Raw genomic sequence first — 20,603 nt, 5'->3', positions numbered from 1 at the left:
AATATGTCTAATCCCATTGCAGCAAATATTGTTTCCCCGGCGCTGGATAACATCCGCAACAATGTAGCACAAAAATCAAGCGTGACACCTTTTTTATTAATGCCGTTGCGCCTTGAGACCCGCTTCATGATAAGGAAGCGGGAAGTGCCCTCTCCGGATTTGAAGGTGGAACAATTAATGTACAACCTGGCAGACCTGAATTCACTATGCAATATTGCGCTTGCACAGACAACTGTTCCCAATATAAAAGCAGTAAATGATAAACTACTCTCCTCACAGGCAATAGCTCAGACTATTACGCAATGTACCATACAGGAAAGAGCACAGCTCATACAATTGAGCAACGATGTTGGCATAAATGTGGATTCGCTCGCCAATAAGCTGATACCGCTTAACAGGCAGATAGCAGTAGCTATGTATTCGCAGATGAGTTCCCTGAGGGATGTCATCGGCGGATTAAACGTCCGGGTATCAAATCTGGCTGCCACATCAAGAGAGATAATAGATGAACAACAACAGGTATTAGCCGCATTGCAGAACATTAATAAAGGGCCGAGGCATATACCATACTACAATATTAAGAACAAGAAGGACCTGTATAAGTACACCGAGAACTTAATTAACAGGGCCAGGCAGTATTACAGGTCCGCAGCCATCAGGACCAATGGTCTTTCCCGTATAGATCCAGAACAGGTGAAGCGTATCCAGGAACAACATGTAAAGGTAAAGGAAGAGTTGTCCAAAGCGCTGACATCTATCTCAAATATTCATCCTGACCGGCACTGGAAGGCATTTACAAGTAACAGGGTCCAGCCCATGATTGCAGAAGCGCAGGAACTGGCCCTCAGGTTTGAACAGGATACTTTACCCAAACTGGCCAGCTTACCCGGCTTGCCATCCATGCGTTCCGGTGAGATCTTTTTTCACGGGATCAAAACGCTGATGAAAATAAGAACATTCAACGAAGACAATGACCAGAAGTATGATACTATAAAAAAACACAAAAAGTACCTGCAGCCGCTTATCAAAACCCTGGCAGCCAGAAAAGATATGCAGGTGGAAGAATCAAAGCCAGGACACACTGAAATGGTGAACGGCTTATATGCCACTATCCGGCAGGAACTGTCCCTTTCTATGTCTAAGATTTCGCGTTACTCTGCTGCCAACCGTGCGCAGGCATTCGGCAAGCAGGCAGTACTTTCTTTTTATGAAAAAGAAGCTTTTGAGGCTGTTTCCGCATTTGTTAATCCGGAAAGGGAGACAGCCTGGGAGCTGGCAGGTCCTGCTTTCGAGGATGTGAAGCAGTTATGGGTACGGATATACCCGGACGATATTTTCATAAATACGCATGAAAAAGACCTGACAGCAGCAGAGATAGAAGCAGGAAAACAGTTCTGGAAAATGTACTGGGCTGCCTCCGGCAATATAAACATCGAGAAATCTGCATGGAAGACCCTGTGCACAGCCTTGGGAGGCAACCGCGCTTCCTGGGTGGCGAGACGGCTGGACCCACGTTCAATACCTGCGAATGGCGTTGCTTTTGATAATAATGCGGTCCAGCAAATGAACAGTGCGATTGCTCACCTGGTCCACCTGCGGGACGCCATAAAAGATTACCCTTCTCTACCAGATCCGGTCATGATGTTGCAGGAAATGAACAGTGTAGGATTCTGGAGTCTTGAATATCATGGTGCCGAGGTGGAAAAGCACATCAGGTACGCTTCCACTGCCAATCCAGACAAGTTCACAGAGCTGTGGGGCAGTTTCCATAGCATGTTCTCCTGTTTTTACCAGATCGTATCCAAAACACATGCACTCACACCTGTACAACGGCAGCAAGTGATGTCAGAACTATATCGTCTGGATCAGGCAGCCATTGTTGTCAACAATATCAAAAGCAAACTGGAGAAAGCCGGCGTACAGTCATTCGATGACTATCTGGATGAAATTTCAGTCCCTTTTGAATACCCGGTAGTTACAATAAAAACACAGGACTGGACAAAAGCACCACACTCCAATGTGCTGCCCGAACGCTTTGCAGTAGTGGCCATGCAGGGAAATAACTTCTCGCATATTGTAGTGGGAAACCCGGTACCACCGGACCTGCAGTTAGGCCTTGATCCAAAAAAATTTGATGATGATCAGCTTTTTCACATGGATGCAGAGGGCAATCTGCAGGTAGACCCCGGCCTGAAATGGATGACCGACTATCCCACTGCCGAAGGGGTAGGAATGGGTATCAGCCTGGATATTACAGATGCTCAATGGGACCAGGGGTTTGACAGGCTCATGGTGTTGGGGATCCGCAATGAAGATGCGATGGCCTCAAAAGCACAATTGGAAGAATTATTAACCAATCATATATACAGTGCAGATGGCATGTCAATATTAAAGACAGGCACTCCCACCAATAATACACAACAAAGTAAATCCGGTTTTTCCCCGGATGAAGAAGATGATCAGCGTTTCAATATAGAAATAAAAGAGCAACGGTATAATGCCTACGAAACTAATCGTTACCTCAAGGCCGATGGAAAATACCTTGCTTCTCTGTTAGGTGTAAGTGACAGCACAATACAGTATGTAAATAACGGCTTACAGACTGAGCGCGGAAATGCGTACGCCATGAACCGTAGTTTATGGAATGCTACAATGGGACATTATATGGAAGAAATGTGGGATGGACTTTTTAATTATGATAATATCCGCCGTACAGAAAATTTCTTTGTAAACCATGTGACTGCGCGTGGCGCTGTACCGTCGGTACGCATTGGTATGCAGCCGTATGGTATAATTGCCACAACAGCATTTTCGAGACTGAAATTATATGACGCTTTACCCACACTGAGCAGAGGGGAGCTATACATTCTCGGTCCGCAGGTGGAATACCCCAAAGTTCACCCCTGGGGAGTACCAGACAGTAATCTTGACGCGAAGTTGCAACAGCGGTTTGAAATGCGATTACACGGGATACTGAAGATATTGCATGATCTGTTTACAGAAATAAGGAATAATAAAGTGATCCATTCCGGTAACCTGCAGCATGGCGATCCGCAGCAACGGTTCATGACAATGCTGGGGTTACATGCTACTTCACTGGATTATTTCTACAGGTATAATATCAATATCGCAAAGGGGCCCAGATCTAACCATAATGGGTTTGGAACTAACTTTTTACCATCAGATGGATTTGGTCCTCAAAAACTGGCGACCTATTTCAGAGAGCATATGAGACAGGGCATTTACTATCCTTCATTTGAATTCAAAGATGAATTCCTGGTGAACTACGAACCATATAAGCTTGCTGATATGCAATATGCGCGTGTTAACCAGCAACTGGAGGATTCCAGGATATTTATAACAAGGCAGGTCACCAAATCGTTCTTTGCGGCTGCACCGCTGATAGATACCGTAGCGTTATCAGCCGAAAAGACGCTCAGTAAGTTACCGGGCCTGGAATATGATTACATTACCTGGCTGCTTGGGAATAATGCACACGAGATATTCGGGAACAATAAATTTACAGGCGCCGGTGCTCTCCCTGCCAATTCAATGTTATTTATGATGCTCCGGCAATCACTGCTGCAAAGCTACCAGGAGGCAGCGATGAATATGCTACAGGAACAGTCCATACTGGACGAAAAGTTCAGAAGAGGAGCAGGCGGCACACATCTGTATTACAACATCTATGAAACACCTGCCATCTTCACAAAATGGAACTACCTTTTGAATGATGCCAATATCATGCTGAACGGGCATATGCTGACAGGTGCACCTGTTGCCTCACAATTTTTCAACTACCTGAAAGACAATCAGCTTACGCTGGCTAAATACATTCATCAGTGCATTTATAACGGGATACCACCAGCATGGGCAACCAAACAACAGCCTTTTATGCAAAAGGTAAATGCTGTTCGTAACGCAATGGACCGGCTGAAAAATATTACTACCGCTGATCTTGAAATGCTGATGGCCGAACATGCTGACCTTTGTACTTACAGGCTGGATGCCTGGGAATTAGGGTTAGTAAACCGGCGGCTTGAAAAGCACCGGGTGCAACAACCTCAAGGTATCTATTTAGGCGCGTATGGCTATGTAGAAAATTTAAAACGTGACAGTAATAAAACGCTTCACGACGATCCGACAGCATTAACACCATTCAAGCTGGATGCAACAAAGCCGGTTTTCCATGACCCGGATAACCAGGGTGCGTTGCATGGTCCTTCAGTTATGCACGCCATCAGTGCAGCTGTTCTGCGTAATGCATATAAGAGTAATGATGCCTCTGCAGCCGTACAAAACAGGCTGGCAGTCAATATCTCATCTTCACGCGTAAGGATAGCGCTGCAATTAACTGACGGCATCCGTAACGGACAATCGTTAGGCGCATTGCTTGGGTTCAGATTTGAACGCGGTTTACATGAACGTTATCAGACCGCTGAACTGGACCGGTTCATTCAACCGTTCCGTAAAGCTTTTCCCTTGCAACAGAAAGTTTCTGAAAGTGCCGGCGAGGATGGTGCAACCTATGTAAGCCAGGTTGTAGATGGCGCTGCATTGTTAAAGCTGGTACAGGACCATGTGAACTGGAATAGCCCTTCGGTAGGCATATATGGCGATAAAACGCTGGGACAGATCATGAAATTACTGGGTGTAAACCAACTACCGGCAACTATTCTTAATGTGGTGGACAGTACTCTCGGACCGGTCACTCCTGCGGAGCGAACCCTGGTCCTGGAAACCATTATTGATGAAATTGACCGTATTGCAGACGCTTTCGATGCACTGGGCGACCTCGCCGTTTCAGAAAGCGTATACCAGATGGTGCAGGGCAATCATGTAAGAGCTTCCGCAGTGATGGCAGCCCTGGCAGAAGGGAAAGGAATACCGGACCCGCAGATCATAGAAACCCCGCGCACCGGCCATGTAGTGACACATCGTATGTTGCTGAACCTTGAGGCGAAAAGCAACGGTCAGCACCCGCTTGGCTGGAACAGCACCTCCTCCGCCAAAGCATCGGCCGAACCTTCACTCAATTACTGGCTGGGAAATATATTGGGGCCTGCAGCTCAATATAAATACACACTCAGGACAAAGGAAGCCGATGGCAGCATCACCGAAATCACAAGGTCGCTGGAAACATCAGGATGGCAGCCTATTGATCTGTTCAGCTTTCCGGGAGCTGACGCAGAACTGAACGAAACACTGATCAATTTATACAAACTGGAGATAGGGGAATTTGATAAACACATATCCCTTGATGCATCACAGCGTGGTAGCAACTGGCAAGATAGTGACAGGTCTCTGGCTGATCTTAGTTTGCTGCTACAACATTTACGCAGCATGATAGGTAATGCCCGGTATATAGGTGCCAATGAATTACAGGACCCCTGTATCCCTGTCAGTGAAAAAGATCCCGGCCTCCACCTGCATGCAGAGTTTGAGAACAGGATAGAAAACGCTTACAATGCAATATACCAGCTTAACCACCAATTATCGGCAGAAGACTTCATCCAGCCAATATTGAATGGTACAACAGCAGTGGCTGATGTGGTGGTATCTGCCGCCATGTTCGATACCATTACAGGCTATCTAAAAATAGCCCTGACCTTCGGGATCCCACAGGCGCTCAGCTTACAGTTTACACCGGGTACTCATGAACAATTGCGAAACAACGCAGCATTACAATCCTTACTGGAGGTTTACAAGCAGACCAGGGAAAAAGAAGAGGAAGCTGCTGCATTGCTCAGCACTATAAATGGCGCTGATGTATATGTAAAAGATAAAGTAGAGAAATTATCTGAGATAGCGAAGGTCATATTCGGCAAGAAGTTCATTGCTATTCCACACTATACCTGCAGTGGCACTGAGATCAAGGCCCAGTTAAATCTTCCTGAAAATAAAAAAATTACCCGTAATGGAAATGCGATGTTGATGGATGACTGGATGCACCATCTGGGTAAAGTCAGAAAGCGTGTGTATGATACAAGCCGCTTCCTGCAACTGGCAGATGTATACGACCTGCCGGCAACTTCAATGCAGCCCGTACAACTACCCTATAATGACAATGATTATTGGATGGGCTGCGAGTACCCTGACAATTTCACACCTGCAGGTGATAAGCTTTCCCTGTTGCTTCTGAATGAGCATCTTTTCGAAAATACGGGTAGCCAGACAGGGCTGCTGATCGACGAATGGATCGAAGTAATTCCAGGCAAGAGCGAAACAACCGGTGTGGCTTACCATTATAACCAGCCCAACGCTACCGCGCCTCAAACAATGATGCTGGCAGTTACACCCGGCACCGGCAGCACCTGGAAATGGGATGATCTTGTATATACGATCATCGACACTGTTGAACTGGCAAAGAACAGGGCAGTGGAACCGGATCATATTGAAAAGTCGATGTTGAGTCATGTACTGCCGGGAATTTTCTCGGAAGTGGTACCTCCCAGGGAGAAGGCAAGCGATCCTGCATATGGCCTCAAACCAACAATGGATTTTTCAAACGTTCAGACGCTTAAAAAATAAACAGTTCATCATGGCCAGAGTTAATAATTTTTCATGCGAGCCGTTCAGATCATGGAACCGTTTGGAGCCACGGCCCCGCACAGCAGAATTTGATAAGGTGCTCGAATGTGGTGTACATGATGCCCTATGGATGCTCACCCGTCAATGGCAATTTGGAGAGTTAAAAGGCGATGATACCGGTTCTGCGATCTTCGCAAAGATACTTATGCAGTCAACCTCGCTATCACGCTTTAAAACAGTAAATGGAACCGCTCAGTCTTATTTTGACGACCAGCCACTGGAAGCAACGATAGAAGACATGCCGGTACAACTGAACTACAAGGACAGGCTGGAAGCTGCATACTTCTGTATGAACTGCCTGGACAGAACTGCCAAAAAACTGAATGTACCACAATATGACCGTAAAACGTACCGTGCCCGGCTTCATCAGTTATACGCTATCGGGGATATCCCCGCCGTGGAGGCTGGCGACCCAAGGGATGAGATCCTTTCTAAAGCAGAACTGCTGACTAACTCAACCCTGGTGATGGTGGCCGGCGCTTCTGCCCGCTTGTATTTTGACGGACTAACATTATACCAGCAGTTTACTATCAGTAATAACAACGTGATAAGCGCTGTAAGTAATGGGAATGCCCAGCACCAGGAATTTGTAAAACAGGCGCTGGAAATGTTTGCAGACTGGTTTAAAAAGACGCATGGTACTAAATTCTCTGCATCTGCCAATGCTACGGCCTGGATGCCTCAGCAACTGGAATACCAGTTTGCATGTGCATTACCAAACGGGAAAGCAGATAATACAGTACTTACAGCTACAGAATACAGCTCGGGCGACCTGGAATGGTATAGCCTCGATGTACAGAAAAACACACCTGTCGAAGGGCTCAGTGGTGCTGCCACCCCGGAAGAACAACAACTGGTCAAAACTGAACTGCTGAGTGTTATTCCAAGGGAAGCAAAGTTTGCCGGCGCTCCCAACTCGCGCTGGTGGCAGTTTGAAGATAGCAGGATAGACCTGGGGAATATCAGTGCAGATACAACCGATATTTCCAAGATGATCTTTACAGAATATGCCTTATTGTACAATACAGACTGGCTGATCGTTCCCTACGAGGTAAAAAGTGGCACGATCAGCGAGATCAGGGGTATAGTTGTGACGGATGTTTTCGGTGAACAATCTTTTGTAGCACCTGCCCTTCAGGGCGAGACAGATAATTGGCGCAGCTGGGGCATGTTTAACCTGAGTGTTGCCGGCGGTAATAGTGAAGAACCAGCCGATACACGGTTATTCATCCCTCCAGCCACCATTAAAACCCTGGAAAGTGATCCCATAGAAGAAGTTCATTTTGTGAGGGATGAGATGACCAACAGTGTATGGGGTATCGAAGTAAAAATGGATGACCACCTCGGCAGCAGCCTGGACCTGCATACCTTTGCGAAGAACTACCAGGAATATGTTGCCGCTTTCGACGAGCAGCCACCGGCCGTTACCCAACTGCCCGATGCCATGTACAGGTATACGCTGGCCAACGCTGTTCCCAACAACTGGATACCGTTCATACCCGTACATACCGGTGATTCAAACCGTGCGGTCAAGCTCCAGAGAGCTGCCATGCCCCGGTTGTTCAAACAGAATTATTCCCATGTCCGTCCACGTACCCGCCTGTTACGGGAGGGACTGGATACGCAGAATGTACAGCAAACACCGTACTATATACATGAAGAAGAGGTTCCCCGCGCCGGTGTACACGTGTGCAGTACGTACCAGCGTACGCGCTGGTATAATGGAAAGATTATCAACTGGTACGGTATTACAAAGAAAACAGGCAGAGGAGAGGGGGCCAGTGGCTTACAATATGATAAAACAGCAGCAGTTAAATAATATTACTACAATGAATATAGGTTCCAGACAAGAAACACAGCGGGCCTTTCAGCGGGTAGTTGAAATACTGCCGCGGGCTATGGAGGTGCTGAAGCCAATACGGAATGTGCAGAACATAAGTATTGGCTTTAAAGAAGTGAATCATTCAGATACAGGTATTATTGCATTGCGCGTGTATGTAGATAAGAAAAGCAGAGAGATAAGCGGCGATCAGAGAATACCCGAATTTATCGGCGGGATACCGACCGACGTAAACGAAATGCCAGCAGTGCGTTTATTGTCTGGTGAGCCGGAAATAGTAACTGCCGGCGAAGATCTCTATTCAGGCGTACGTCCTGGTACGCTTGGTTGTTTTGCAAACCGGAAAGACAATGATGAGCTGGTGATCTTATCTGCACATCATGTGCTGATGGCTAATCTCCGGAGCAAAGGAGATCTCGTCAGCCTGAATCCTAATGCCTGCTTTTGTTCCGATTGCTGTGTCACATCCGTAGTGGGGAGAGTGGATGTAGGCTTCAGAAACCGTTATATCGACGCAGCGTTGGCTACAATAGACAACAGTGATGGTGAATACCTGTTCAGTAATACCATTAAAGGTTTAGGAGTTAAGCTCCCGGATGGTACATATTCTGATGATGACGCACCACTCAATGGTATTGGCCCTGTCATTCCATATTCCTCTCCTGATATAGGTTCAATAGAAACATCAGTAACACTCGGTGAGTATGTGCGTAAAGTAGGGGCTAAAACCGGCCGCACTATCGGGACGGTATTTGAAATTTACCCTGCATGCTGGTTATACAAATATGGTAGCAAAACTGAGAAGATCAGTTTTTGGGAGCAGATCACTATAAAGGCAGTACCTGGGGTACCGGAATTTGCCAAAGGGGGCGACTCAGGCGCTATCGTGGTGAATGACAATAACCAGGTTGTAGGGCTTCTTATGGCCAGTAGTGAAACTTCCGATCCTGATGCGGATGGGCGGGCATTTATGAATTGCATTCATCATGTATTGAGCTACCTGAAAATAAATATCTACGACCCACCCAAGCCAGTGATCACAAACATGAGCAGCGGAACTCCTTTTACGGCGGCATTGTCGGCCGGTACTTCCACGGCCGACCAGGGTACAATTGTAAAATACCAGTGGAAGTTTCCGGATGATGTATTTTATAACGGTCCTACCGCACAACATACATTTCCAGGAGCAGGGGAATATGGAGTTACCCTGACCATTACAGATAGTCATGGTCAAAGCAGCCGTACAATGACGAAGCTGCAGATGACTGCGAATGGCATTCAATCAATAAGCCCGGCCATAAATGTGACCAAAATGGTGGAAAAGGTGGAAACGGCGGGCAGGTTCACTGCTGATCCAAAGTTTGAGCCAATGATGATGCTATTCCGGGAATTTAAAGAAGAGGTGCTCCAACTGGTAAATAAGAACCGGAAAGTCGCTGTTGCATGGCAGCGGAAGAACGGTCCTTCCTTTATGGCTCATTGTTTAAAGAGTGCCCAGACCCCGGACCACATGATACCTAAAACAATAAAAGGTGTTGACGTGCAATCCTTGCTGCAACAGATGTCTGTGGTGCTGGAAGAAGAAGGCAGCGTACCATTGGCCATCGCCATACGGAAATACCGCTTGCAGGTTTTCAACGCATTTCATCAGCATAGTCATATCGAAGACATTTTTGCTGCGATTGAGATTAATGTTTCCTAAATGTGAATAAATGCGCTCAGAAGATACAAATAACATTGAAAGAGATATTTCCGCAGGCTATACAAAAACGCCGCTTAAAAGCAACCCTGCACGATACAGGCCCTTATTATGCGGCATACAGATCTCCAATAAGGGAGATTACATTGCAAGCACAGGAAATAAGACCAGCATTGGTGCTCCGCCAATAGGAACACTGGGGTGTTTCGCACATCTGAAAAGTGATGGCAGCCCGGTGTTGTTATCTAACTACCATGTAATATTCAACGGTATGCTGGACGCAACGCTGGATGTAGCCCGTACTAAACAAATGCATCAACCAAAGGAAGACAATTGTTGTTGTTGCTGCTGCGCCTCCGATAATATTGTTGGGCAAATTTGGGACGGGCGATATGGACAGAAAGGAGTGGATAAGAAATTAGATGCGGCCATAGCAAAGATCTCGGCGGAGTACTTTAAAGAAGCCGGGGGCGTGATGAATGTCATCAGGGGATTTGGCCCCAACGCAATTGACGCTCCCATCACTGGTGTAGCACAAAAGAAACAGGTGTTGTCCGAAAAAGGAAATAACATATGGAGTGCCGTTTCATTGTATGAAAAAGTATATAAAGTAGGCATCAGAACGGGTTACACAGAAGGAATTGTGACCCGTATTGAAGCAACGTCCACTCCAAAGAATGGTGAGGATGCTGACAAACTAAGCTATATCTATCAGATCGAGATCAAGTCTGCCAAAAACGGTGTTGAATTTGCGGATGAAGGAGATTCGGGATCTGTTATAGTGAATGAGCAGCTCCAGGTCGTGGGACTATTAATGTCCAGCGGTGAATTAGGTGTACATAAAGTTGGGGAGAAAATAGTAAATGGAGTGAAAATCCCGGTCAATGAAATATATGACCTCACTTATGCTAACCATATTCATGAAGTAATGGACCAACTGGCTATTGACATTTTTCCATCCCCTATTGCCCATATTACCCAGAATGTACCTTCCGGCGGCACGGCAGCACCTTTTACGGCTTCGCTTAGCGGAAACGGGTCGCAGGCTAACTCAACGCAGATCACAAAGTACAAATGGGATATCTTTTCGCAGGACGATGACGAAGCAGTTGCCAGCTATACCGGGAAAGATGTACAACATGTTTTCAACCAGGCGGGCACTTACACAATTCAGCTGACGGTGATAAATGAGCGGAAGCTATGCCATATCGCGAAGGAAGTAGTGAAGATCACCGGAGGCGCTTCATTGGTACAGGAAACATCGAAGGCGATCATTATGGGTACTGCCGGAAAGCGACAACCTGCTGAGTTGTTTGAAACCGTTATGCAGGGCTTGCAGACATCAAGAGAGGGGCGGGTAATGCTACGGGTAATCAAAAGGCATCAACAGGAAGTCATTGCTCTGATCAATCACAACAGGAAGGTATTGGTGCCCTGGCGGCGAATGTACGGACCTGCAGCGGTGGCCCATCTGATACGTATGGCCAGGATACCCGGAGCAGAGATACCGAAGGAAATAAAGGGAGTGCCGCTGCAAACCATCCTGATCAATACCTCATTGCTGCTGGAAGAGAATGGTAGTTCATCTTTGGCAACAGCTATTCGCAAATATCGGTTAGGCATTATTAATCTGTTTGACAGGTTCACACTATTTGATGAATTATATACTTTTTTACGCATTCCATTGATGCGTCTATAAAACCCCTTCTCTCAAGATATAAGTTATGGAGATTACCAAAACCCCTGAAGAAAGATTGGCTGATTTTAAAGCCATTGCCGTTCAGTATGCTGCAGCACGCGAGTTCCTGCTGCAGAAGAAAAATGTGATAGATGTGGGCATAGGATATAAAGAAACCAATGGTTCCAACATAGAAGTGATGTGCCTGCTGGTATATGTGGAGCAGAAAATAGCTGCCGCAGATCTGCCGGAAGAAGATCTTATACCACCTATGGTGAATGGCATACTAACCGATGTGATGGAAATAGAAACTATAAATGCGCAGGACGCACAGGATACAGATTTGCCTCCCGGCATTAACGATAAAAAGCAACGTCCCCTGATGGGCGGGATCCAGATAGACAATACCAAATCTGAAAAACGCATTGTAGGTAATACGACCCTGGTAAAGAGAGGGGTGGGAACATTAGGCTGCTTTGCAAACAGAAATACAGACGGTGCGTTAATGCTATTATCGAATGATCATGTGCTGGCATGTGGCGGAGCCGTTAAGGGAAGTCCCATCTATCAGCCAAATGTACATGGCTGCTGTTGCTGCTGTTATGACGACAGAACAATTGCACATTTTGAACTCGGGGCGCGTCCCGCTCCTAACACAACAGGCAAGGTGGATGCGGCCATTGCGCTGATAAAAAAGCCGGATTTAGGTGATCGTGTTTTCATTTCCAATAAGATTAAAGGTTTAGGCGAGTACATTACTGTAAATGGTATAGAAGCTCTTACCGACGATGATGCCCCTATCAGGGGCGTACAAGCAATGGAGCTATATATGGGACAAGTAGTACCGCCACCAGGTGTGTCGAGCGACATGGGCTTTACACCTGTTATTCCCGGAGCATTGGTGCGTAAAGTGGGACGAACCACAGGAAGAACACTTGGAATTGTAATAGCAGTGAATGTGCCAACTTCATTTGATGGACGCAGATATATTGAATCTATTGCTATTGAGCCGGTTGACAAGTATGCAGAGTTTTCGCAGGGAGGGGATTCCGGGTCTGTAATTGTTAACAAAGAAAACAAGGTAGTAGGCTTGCTGATGGGCGGCCGTTATTTCGATAAGTCGAAAGGAGAAAAACCCACACCAGCTTATCCTGACAGGACATACGCCTGTAATATCCATAATGTACTGGCGGCCTTGAACATTTCAATATACAGTCCGCCGAAAGCGCAGATCTCATATACCTTACTGGGAGATGGCATGAGTGCGCCTTTGAGCGTGCAGTTTTCTGCAGTTAACTCAGCCGATAACGACGGTACAACCCTGGCATATATGTGGAGAATGGGTGATCCGAACGATAACGGTATCATGAGCACCAACACTGGCCCTGATCTCACGTACCAATTTAATGTACCTGGTACTTATGAAGTAACACTAACCGTCATGGACGAACATGGAATGTCTGATCGTACGGCGGTACAAATCAATGTAGCGATGCCCGCTTTCGGGGATACATCCGGTAGTGCCGTCCTCGTTGGGCCCGATATAAATGGCAGGCAGCAGGATAAAGACGGTCTGGAGATACTGGAGGATTACTATAAAAGAGCTATAGCAGGGAGCGAGATCGGTTTCCTTATAGATACAATGAAAACAGAAGTTTTACAACTGGTGAATCACAACAGGAAAGTAACGCTCGCCTGGAGGAGAAGGATGGGGCCTTCATTTCTTGCACAGTTTCTTAAGAGTGCTGAAACGCCGGGTAGCTTGCTGGTGAAAGAAATCAATGGAACTACGCTTCAGTCATTGTTAAGGGCAATGGCTGTTGTATTGGAGGAGGAAGGAAGTATTCCTTTGCGGGATGCCCTACAGAAATACAGCTTATCAATATTAAATGCCGTTAATGAACATGATAGTGTTGATGCATTGATGGCAGCTTTTGATGTGAGATCAATCCGCTAATGGGCGAACTATCTGTAAATGCTGGAAGATAGCGCGGGTCATTGCCGGTACGTCATAATCCTGAAAAGATAAAATAGCTGGTAATGTTTCCGCTGCATATTTGTAATGACGTGATCGATCATAATATTGCAGCATAAAATCTGCAAACAGGTTATAATGTCCCTGTACCAGCCATTGTTTTAATTGTGCTATAGTGTCTGCGGGAAACCGCTCACTTAGTTTCTCCGTGGCAGCAAGTAATTCTTCACAAGGAAGGCTCCCATAGTCTGCCACAATATGCTGCACGCGGTATTGCCTGGGTACGTCCAGATAGATAGTACTGCCTTTTTTTAATTCATTTAAGAACCACTGTGGTAATCTGCATTTTCCGATTGCCGGCGCCTCCTGTTCTGTAAATATGAAAGGAGCATTCTGATATTGCTGCCATGCAGTTTGTAAGAGATGTTCAAATACAGGTTGAGCAGGTTGTTGTGTTGTTTGCCCCAGCTCTCCAAATACGGAACCGCGGTGTGAAGCCAGTGCTTCAAGGTCTATAACAGGAAAACGTTGAGATGCTATAAAATGCAAAATAGCCGTCTTTCCACTACCTGTGGGACCGGCTATTACAATTACTTTCGGGGAGGGGACAGATGGTGTGAAAACCATAAAAGGACGCCTTTTAGCAAGAATTTTATGTTCTGTTATTCACTTTCCCGTTCGCTTTCTGGTTCATTTTCGCTTAAGCGCCTACCTGCGTGGACCAATGCCAGCTGGAAAGAACACATACACTACATCACTACTACTTACTCGTTACTTGTTACTCATTACTTGTTAAAGACTCATTATTCTTCTTTATCAAGGCGGGGTATTCTCTATTTAGTCCAAACCTAACACCGTACATACGATCGAAATACTTACGTTGTAAATTTAAATAATCATCTCCGGATTACAAAGAGAATGCAATGCTTTTTTTTAAGTATATCCGCACAGTGATCACCTTTGGTTTTTTACAACTGTCGTGCCAGCACGGTAAACACCCGAGATAGAGGCGTATAAATTTTATCAGAATAAAATCGTAGTAATCAATTTAAGGATTTCCAGTTGTGTGGGAGTAACTCGCTAAGTCTGTTCACGGGATGGTTGTTAATTCGCTCAAAGATATCTTTCAGCCATTCATAAGGGTTTACATTGTTCATAGCACAGGTGCCAATGAGGCTATATAACATCTTTCAACAGGCTACCGGGTGTGGCTAGTCGTTAAACGGACTCGAATCAGCTTAACATTGGCAACGTGAGATAGTTTCGCCAGAGCGCCGAGGTATGCGCTTCACCGGACTTTTAATCACCGATCATATTGTACTAGTCGAACTTTCCCCTTTTTAGGTAAAATGAAAAAATGGATCGGTTATGTGTCCAGTTAGATATCCTGTTGAGAAATTGGAGAGAGGCTGTGTACCCGGATAATGAAGGAGACCGCCTGGAACTTTTTCCATGGCCCGTCAGCCGCTCATGCAACCACTTGCAAGGGTAATTTGTCTCCTTATTATCCGAAATACACAGCATACGAATATATTTTCTACCAGCAGGTTCTTATTCGAGGGATATGACAATTTTCCCAACATGTTTGCCCTGCTCCAATCTTATGTAAGCTTGCTGAACCTCATCCATTGGGAATACTTTGTCAATAACCGGATGGATGTTATTGATTTCTATAGCTCGATTCAAAGCAGTAAAACTTTCCGCACTACCTACCGCCAGGCCTTGTATACGGATAAAGGACATGTTTATTTTATGATCATGTATATTCAACGGAAGGTCGGCTCCGGAGATAAATCCTGCTGTACCTACAAAACCATTTTCCTTAACAGAGAGCAATGATTTTGCTATAGTATCTGATCCTGCAATATCCAATGCAATATCAACACCTTCACCGTTCGTTAACGATAATACGTTTTCATGCCAGGCGGGATACTCAGTATAATTAATTACCTCATCGGCTCCCAATGATTTCAGCCGCTCTGCTTTTTCACTGGTACTGGTAGTTGCAATTACCATTGCTCCAGCGGCTTTTGCTATCTGTAAAGCGAAAAGGGAAACTCCGCCAGTGCCCTGAATCAACACGGTTTGTCCTATTCTCAGGTTTGCCTGGTTGACTAAAGCATGCCAGGCGGTAAGAGCTGCAATAGGCAGTGTTGCAATTTCTTCAAAACCAAGATTCTGGGGAGCTCTAACCAAGCCATGCTCAGGAATACAAACATAATCGGCAAGAACACCAGGTGTTTGCCAGGCTACCCGTACCTGGTTGCTGATCCGATCGATATTGCCTTTAGTCCAATTTTGGACGTATTGAATGGCTACGCGATCACCCACCTTCCATCGCGTAATATCTTCGCCAATGGCTTCGACAATGCCGGCACCGTCAGAGGCAGGAGTATAAGGGAAAGAGAGATCTTTGTAAAAACTTCCGTTGACTAAAATAGTATCCAGGTAATTTAGGGACACTGCCTTGATCCTGACTAATACTTCGCCTCTTTTAGGGCTTGGTTTGTCTATATTGCTAACTTGCAAATTTTCAACTCCAAAACCGGTCAATTGTACTGCTTTCATTTGTTTCAAATTTTATAGTACAAATTTGGGATGGCGCAATTTATTTAAGCAGTAACCTGCCGTGAAATAACAGTAATATTCTTGGAATAACTTTTAGAAGCATTTCTAAATTGTATTTTTGATGTATGGATTATCTGCATGACACCTTTGCAATTGAAGTTGCCACTTTTGAGGAGTGGCGCGACAGGAGCCGTAAAAACAATTTCTTCGAGCTCGTCTACATTCTTGATGGTGTGGGAAGCCAGGGTGTTAATTACATACAATACCCATATCAGAAAAATGGATTTTTTCTTTTACCTACAGCCAAATGTCATAAATATATCATCAAAGAACCAACGAAATTTTTGTTTATCCGTTTCACTGGTAGCTATTTTGTTCCGGGGGCTGCAGATAAAGTTGATTATAGCCAATGGTTCAGCAGACTTAATTTCATCATGGGTAATCATAACTATCATCCGGGAGAATTAATAGATGACGTAAATGATAAAGCACAAGTAAAAAGATTACTCGACGTGATTCTCTTCGAATATGAACTGAAAGATACCTGTTCTGCTTTTATTATACAGAATACACTCGTATCGATCCTCGGTGTAATTTCCCGCAATATCCAGCGCAGAATATTGAAAGGACGATCCTTTGCAGACGGTAAATTTGCTGACTTGCTTAACTTCATTAGCTTTAATATTTTAGATACTGATAAAATATCTGTTTCTTATCTATCTGAAAAATTTCACGTTGCCGAAACATACTTTAGCGAATATTTCCGAAGGAATGCTTCAGAGCGATTTCAGGATTATATAATAAAATCCAGGCTACGGATTGCTGAATCGAGAGCCCGGTACTCAGAATTGCCGTTACAGAATATCGCACTTGAATTGGGCTTTACTGATAGTAGCCATCTCAATAAAATGATGAAGAAACATTTTGGGAAAGGTATGCGGGAAATTAGGAAAAAGAAGGATGAGACAGAACTTTGACAGCTGTTGATATTGGATGGACAGGTAATGAGACAGTTTCCGGAAAATACATTGAATTTGCTACTAGCCGTGTCATAGAACCGCTCTGGTATGAAGTGACAGCGAGGCAGGCTTTTACCCGGAGATAATATAGTAATAAAAATTACTATATTGTAACAATGTTAGCATTTATTTTATTCATAGGAAGTTCAGGGTTTCTAGCATATGCACATAAGAGTGTAGAATTTAATGAGAAATCCGGTGCTGTTTTCGGTGCAGCGATAGCACTTTTTTTAATCATTACGAAGATTTTAGACCGATCAGCGAAGAAAAATAGCAGAAAGTAGTCTTTTTGAAAATTTAGACAAATGTAATACCCTGCACATTGCTGGTTAGCATTGAAAATGCTATCAATAAAAAAGTCTGTTATTTAACTTTCAACCGCGAAATAGTAATGGCGACTAAAAAAATCTTTTACGATATTCAAAGACTTTGACCTTTCTAATTTCCAGTAGGATAGCGAATACGCATTACGGGAATATGTTGACCACACACCGTCCGACAATCTCATTGCGACTATTAAAGAAGAATTAGGTTTTAAGCTACCTACCTATTACATTCAATTAATGAAGTTGCATAGTGGCGGAGTTCCTAAAAACACTTGTGTGCCAAACAGCAAGGAAAATGACCAATTACAAAACTTAATTCATTATTCGCACTCGTCGCAGAACTAACGGGTACTTCATAAAAACCCAAAGCCCGACTTCTCTTCGAAGCCGGGCTTTGGATGACCTCAGGTATCGGAAACTCGAACCAGATTGTTGATGAATTAACAAAAATACTTGGTATCTAATCTCAATAAATTAAAATACCATGTGGAAATTCGAGGTTCATCTTAGATATGCTGTAAATAGTATTCATGAATATATTTTATCATGTATGATCTAAAAATGCTTCAGTTTCAATTTTAAAAGATTACAGGATACTTTACAAAATGCTTCTAACGATTTGAGTGGAACTTAGCAGAAATTATAAATTTAAATTCGTCAAAATCTGTTATTTGAAATTTGTTGATAAATTCTTCAGCAGAATTTATCGAATGAAATGATTCCTCTCTAAAGCTAAAGTACCTGTCAATAAATTTACCATATGCTTGGGTTGAAGGCGCAAAAACATATTCCCATGTTTCTGTACTATAATCAGGATATAGTTGAAGAATATGGGGAGGATCGATTTCAATTTGTTTCAGCGATATCATAGAACAAAGTTTGACTAATGCTTCTGCGAGATTATCTACAAGTTTTTGAGTTGATCTATACTCGTTTAAAACAACATATATCGAATAGCCTTCGAACTGTTCGATAAATGCAATTGCTTTTCCTGTTTGAACCTTTTTACTTATAAAAACTTTGTAGAAAGCACTAAAGTAATTACTAATGGCCTTCAAAGAGGATGAAGCATGTTTTCTTGTATTCTCTCCCAAACTTTTAATATAGTTCTCATCCAGCAGCCCCTTTAGGTACGCATCTCTAATTATTTTCCCAATTCCAGATACGATACTAAATTCCAATAAAGTCACAAGGTCTAGTGCGCTAGATCTAATGCCTGTACGTTTTTTTATATCTAAATGACCGTATTCTTCTGAAAGTTTGGTTATTTCGGCTATCTCAGTTTCTGTTATGTTTAAGTCATTAGCGTATACTATTTTTACATCCATATTAACAATTTTTAATTATGATGGAAATCAAGAATCGATAGAGATAAGTGCTTTAAAGATAGGGATCAAGTTTGTTAATATGTTAGAAAACAACAGCGTTATAAGTATTGAACCTAAAGCACTTCATTACCTGTGATTTCCAGGTATCACCTTAAAAGCCCTTTATAATATCACTAAGGTTAGGTTCAAAAGTCGGTCATATACCTATTGACTGCTGTTTTTACTAGATAATCTTTTGATATTCGATGGACCATTCATTATCCTCATTGCCTTTTAAATGTGAAATATTATTGTCATAATTTAATAATTGAAAATTGAATTTTTTATCCGATTCAGGGATAAAAACCTTCAAGAATGATATTTGATTTGTCTGATTATTAAAGCAATAATTTTGAATTTTAAATTCTAAGGTCTTATCACCGGTAGAACTCGAGATTGTATATGCATTCCCATCTTCAATAAATAGCCTTTGACTAGTCATGTATTCAATGGATTTGTCATATGATTTGTATTCCCATTCTCCGTTAAGAATAGATACTAATGATAGTTTCTTATAATGCTGTAATTTAGCTTCTAATTTTTCTCTTTCTTTTTCTAACATAGATACATCGTCTTTTAATTCACTCGTTTCTGAAAGAAGTTTGAGATTTTGTTGATTTTCCTTTGATAATTGTACTTGCATTTCTTCCATTTTTGTTACTGCAGCTTTTTCTTCTTCAATTATCGACGTTAGTAATTTGGTCTGCTTTTTATAGTTTTCTTTTAAAGAAAGATATCTTTCGGTTGGCATTATTCCTTTTCCTGCAATTCTTAAATTATAATTAGTGCTTTTAGTTTTTATTAAGGTTAAAAAAGCTAAGATACCCATCCGAAGGATAGGAAAAATAAAAGTGTATCCAAGTGCATAGCATAAAGGAGTAAGAAATGATGATTGTAGTTGTAAATTTTTGCTAACGAATTCTATGTAAGATTTATATCCATCTCTCTCTAGGTCGGTAAATTTATAAAATGTCAGCACCATAGGGATTTTCCAGTTATAAATGAGCCATGCTATTATAAAGGAAGTAAATAATGGATTTGTAACACGATCTTTTAGATCATAAAAGAAATCAGCAATTTTTTCCATAACGTTTATTTTCAGCAAGTTTATATTGCTAAAGTAATGCTTAATAATTGTTCCTTATGGACTCTTGTCGAATGCTTAATTTATTAATCAGGCTATTAGTGGAATTAAACTGTTACAGCAATCTTTACTTCGATGCTTTCTGAATCTCCATACATATCATTGTTTGCTCTTTTCCCAAAATAAAAGTGATTTTGGAACTCGAACCTTTTTAAATGTTGATAATGAATGTGATCTAAAAAACAAAAACGCTCCAAGTCTTTCAACTTGAAGCGCTTCATTTTCCGTGACCCCTCAGGGACTCGAACCCTGGACCTACTGATTAAGAGTCAGTAGCTCTAACCAGCTGAGCTAAGGAGTCTTTTTTTCCCGCTGCTGCGGGGTTGCAAATTTAACACCTTGTTTTCTATTTCACAAAACTTCTTTAACTTAAATAAAAAAAATCGGGTTTTTACA

11 protein-coding genes, 1 tRNA gene and 1 pseudogene are annotated in these 20,603 nt (G+C 43.2%); 7 read left to right on the top strand and 6 right to left on the bottom strand.

Features of this window, described 5'->3' with window-relative positions; all coding sequences use genetic code 11:
* Nucleotides 1–3 precede the first annotated feature (3 nt).
* From L3C95_RS14435 to L3C95_RS14415, 5 genes are read left to right on the top strand one after another with little or no spacing between them, the layout of a single operon-like run.
* Nucleotides 4–6,531 carry a hypothetical protein gene (locus L3C95_RS14435; RefSeq protein ID WP_236388655.1) on the top strand — a complete coding sequence of 2,176 codons (6,528 nt, stop codon included), beginning with the start codon at nucleotides 4–6 and terminating at the stop codon, nucleotides 6,529–6,531.
* A gap of 10 nt (nucleotides 6,532–6,541) precedes the next feature.
* On the top strand, nucleotides 6,542–8,410 hold the full coding sequence (locus L3C95_RS14430; protein ID WP_236388654.1) for a hypothetical protein: 1,869 nt from the start codon (nucleotides 6,542–6,544) through the stop codon (nucleotides 8,408–8,410).
* Complete coding sequence (locus tag L3C95_RS35120) at nucleotides 8,313–10,133, top strand: PKD domain-containing protein (RefSeq protein WP_317207686.1); 1,821 nt, start codon at nucleotides 8,313–8,315, stop codon at nucleotides 10,131–10,133. The genes L3C95_RS14430 and L3C95_RS35120 overlap by 98 nt, the downstream gene beginning before the upstream one ends.
* Before the next feature lie 10 nt (nucleotides 10,134–10,143).
* Nucleotides 10,144–11,829, top strand: coding sequence for a PKD domain-containing protein (locus L3C95_RS14420; RefSeq protein WP_236388653.1), 1,686 nt, complete (start codon nucleotides 10,144–10,146; stop codon nucleotides 11,827–11,829).
* Nucleotides 11,830–11,854: 25 nt separating this feature from the next.
* Nucleotides 11,855–13,765, top strand: coding sequence for a PKD domain-containing protein (locus tag L3C95_RS14415; protein WP_236388652.1), 1,911 nt, complete (start codon nucleotides 11,855–11,857; stop codon nucleotides 13,763–13,765).
* On the opposite strand, the gene L3C95_RS14410 is transcribed toward L3C95_RS14415, so the two are convergent.
* From L3C95_RS14410 to L3C95_RS14405, 3 genes are all read right to left on the bottom strand, one after another.
* On the bottom strand, nucleotides 13,754–14,410 hold the full coding sequence (locus tag L3C95_RS14410; RefSeq protein WP_236388651.1) for a hypothetical protein: 657 nt from the start codon (nucleotides 14,408–14,410) through the stop codon (nucleotides 13,754–13,756). The genes L3C95_RS14415 and L3C95_RS14410 overlap by 12 nt on opposite strands.
* A 416-nt stretch (nucleotides 14,411–14,826) precedes the next feature.
* Nucleotides 14,827–14,970, bottom strand: coding sequence for a transposase domain-containing protein (locus L3C95_RS35230; protein ID WP_410683147.1), 144 nt, complete (start codon nucleotides 14,968–14,970; stop codon nucleotides 14,827–14,829).
* Nucleotides 14,971–15,334: 364 nt separating this feature from the next.
* On the bottom strand, nucleotides 15,335–16,351 hold the full coding sequence (locus tag L3C95_RS14405) for a zinc-dependent alcohol dehydrogenase family protein (RefSeq protein WP_236388650.1): 1,017 nt from the start codon (nucleotides 16,349–16,351) through the stop codon (nucleotides 15,335–15,337).
* Nucleotides 16,352–16,476: 125 nt separating this feature from the next.
* On the opposite strand from L3C95_RS14405, the gene L3C95_RS14400 reads away from it, so the two are divergent.
* Complete coding sequence (locus L3C95_RS14400; RefSeq protein WP_236388648.1) at nucleotides 16,477–17,328, top strand: AraC family transcriptional regulator; 852 nt, start codon at nucleotides 16,477–16,479, stop codon at nucleotides 17,326–17,328.
* A gap of 545 nt (nucleotides 17,329–17,873) precedes the next feature.
* Nucleotides 17,874–18,041 (top strand): annotated as a pseudogene (locus tag L3C95_RS35225) (hypothetical protein); the annotation flags it as partial.
* Nucleotides 18,042–18,307: 266 nt separating this feature from the next.
* Here the strand turns inward: L3C95_RS35225 and L3C95_RS14395 are convergent.
* From L3C95_RS14395 to L3C95_RS14385, 3 genes are all read right to left on the bottom strand, one after another.
* Nucleotides 18,308–19,024 (bottom strand): hypothetical protein, encoded by a 717-nt coding sequence (locus L3C95_RS14395; protein ID WP_236388646.1) that lies wholly within the window; start codon nucleotides 19,022–19,024, stop codon nucleotides 18,308–18,310.
* Nucleotides 19,025–19,247: 223 nt separating this feature from the next.
* The gene (locus L3C95_RS14390) at nucleotides 19,248–20,150 is read right to left on the bottom strand and encodes a protein bicaudal D homolog (protein ID WP_236388644.1); all 903 of its coding nucleotides are present in this window, start codon (nucleotides 20,148–20,150) and stop codon (nucleotides 19,248–19,250) included.
* 284 nt (nucleotides 20,151–20,434) lie between these two features.
* Nucleotides 20,435–20,508 (bottom strand) — tRNA-Lys (locus L3C95_RS14385).
* Nucleotides 20,509–20,603: the final 95 nt, after the last annotated feature.

Source organism: Chitinophaga filiformis (assembly GCF_021646545.1).
Lineage (GTDB): Bacteria > Bacteroidota > Bacteroidia > Chitinophagales > Chitinophagaceae > Chitinophaga > Chitinophaga filiformis_A.
This window is presented reverse-complemented; position numbering and strand designations above follow the sequence as displayed.

Bases quoted from the DNA above. Each gene is read 5' to 3' on its own strand.
- L3C95_RS14435 (WP_236388655.1), top strand. From the start codon at position 4: ATGTCTAATCCCATTGCAGCAAATATTGTTTCCCCGGCGCTGGATAAC.
- L3C95_RS14430 (WP_236388654.1), top strand. From the start codon at position 6,542: ATGGCCAGAGTTAATAATTTTTCATGCGAGCCGTTCAGATCATGGAAC.
- L3C95_RS35120 (WP_317207686.1), top strand. From the start codon at position 8,313: ATGGAAAGATTATCAACTGGTACGGTATTACAAAGAAAACAGGCAGAG.
- L3C95_RS14420 (WP_236388653.1), top strand. From the start codon at position 10,144: ATGCGCTCAGAAGATACAAATAACATTGAAAGAGATATTTCCGCAGGC.
- L3C95_RS14415 (WP_236388652.1), top strand. From the start codon at position 11,855: ATGGAGATTACCAAAACCCCTGAAGAAAGATTGGCTGATTTTAAAGCC.
- L3C95_RS14410 (WP_236388651.1), bottom strand. From the start codon at position 14,410: ATGGTTTTCACACCATCTGTCCCCTCCCCGAAAGTAATTGTAATAGCC.
- L3C95_RS35230 (WP_410683147.1), bottom strand. From the start codon at position 14,970: ATGTTATATAGCCTCATTGGCACCTGTGCTATGAACAATGTAAACCCT.
- L3C95_RS14405 (WP_236388650.1), bottom strand. From the start codon at position 16,351: ATGAAAGCAGTACAATTGACCGGTTTTGGAGTTGAAAATTTGCAAGTT.
- L3C95_RS14400 (WP_236388648.1), top strand. From the start codon at position 16,477: ATGGATTATCTGCATGACACCTTTGCAATTGAAGTTGCCACTTTTGAG.
- L3C95_RS14395 (WP_236388646.1), bottom strand. From the start codon at position 19,024: ATGGATGTAAAAATAGTATACGCTAATGACTTAAACATAACAGAAACT.
- L3C95_RS14390 (WP_236388644.1), bottom strand. From the start codon at position 20,150: ATGGAAAAAATTGCTGATTTCTTTTATGATCTAAAAGATCGTGTTACA.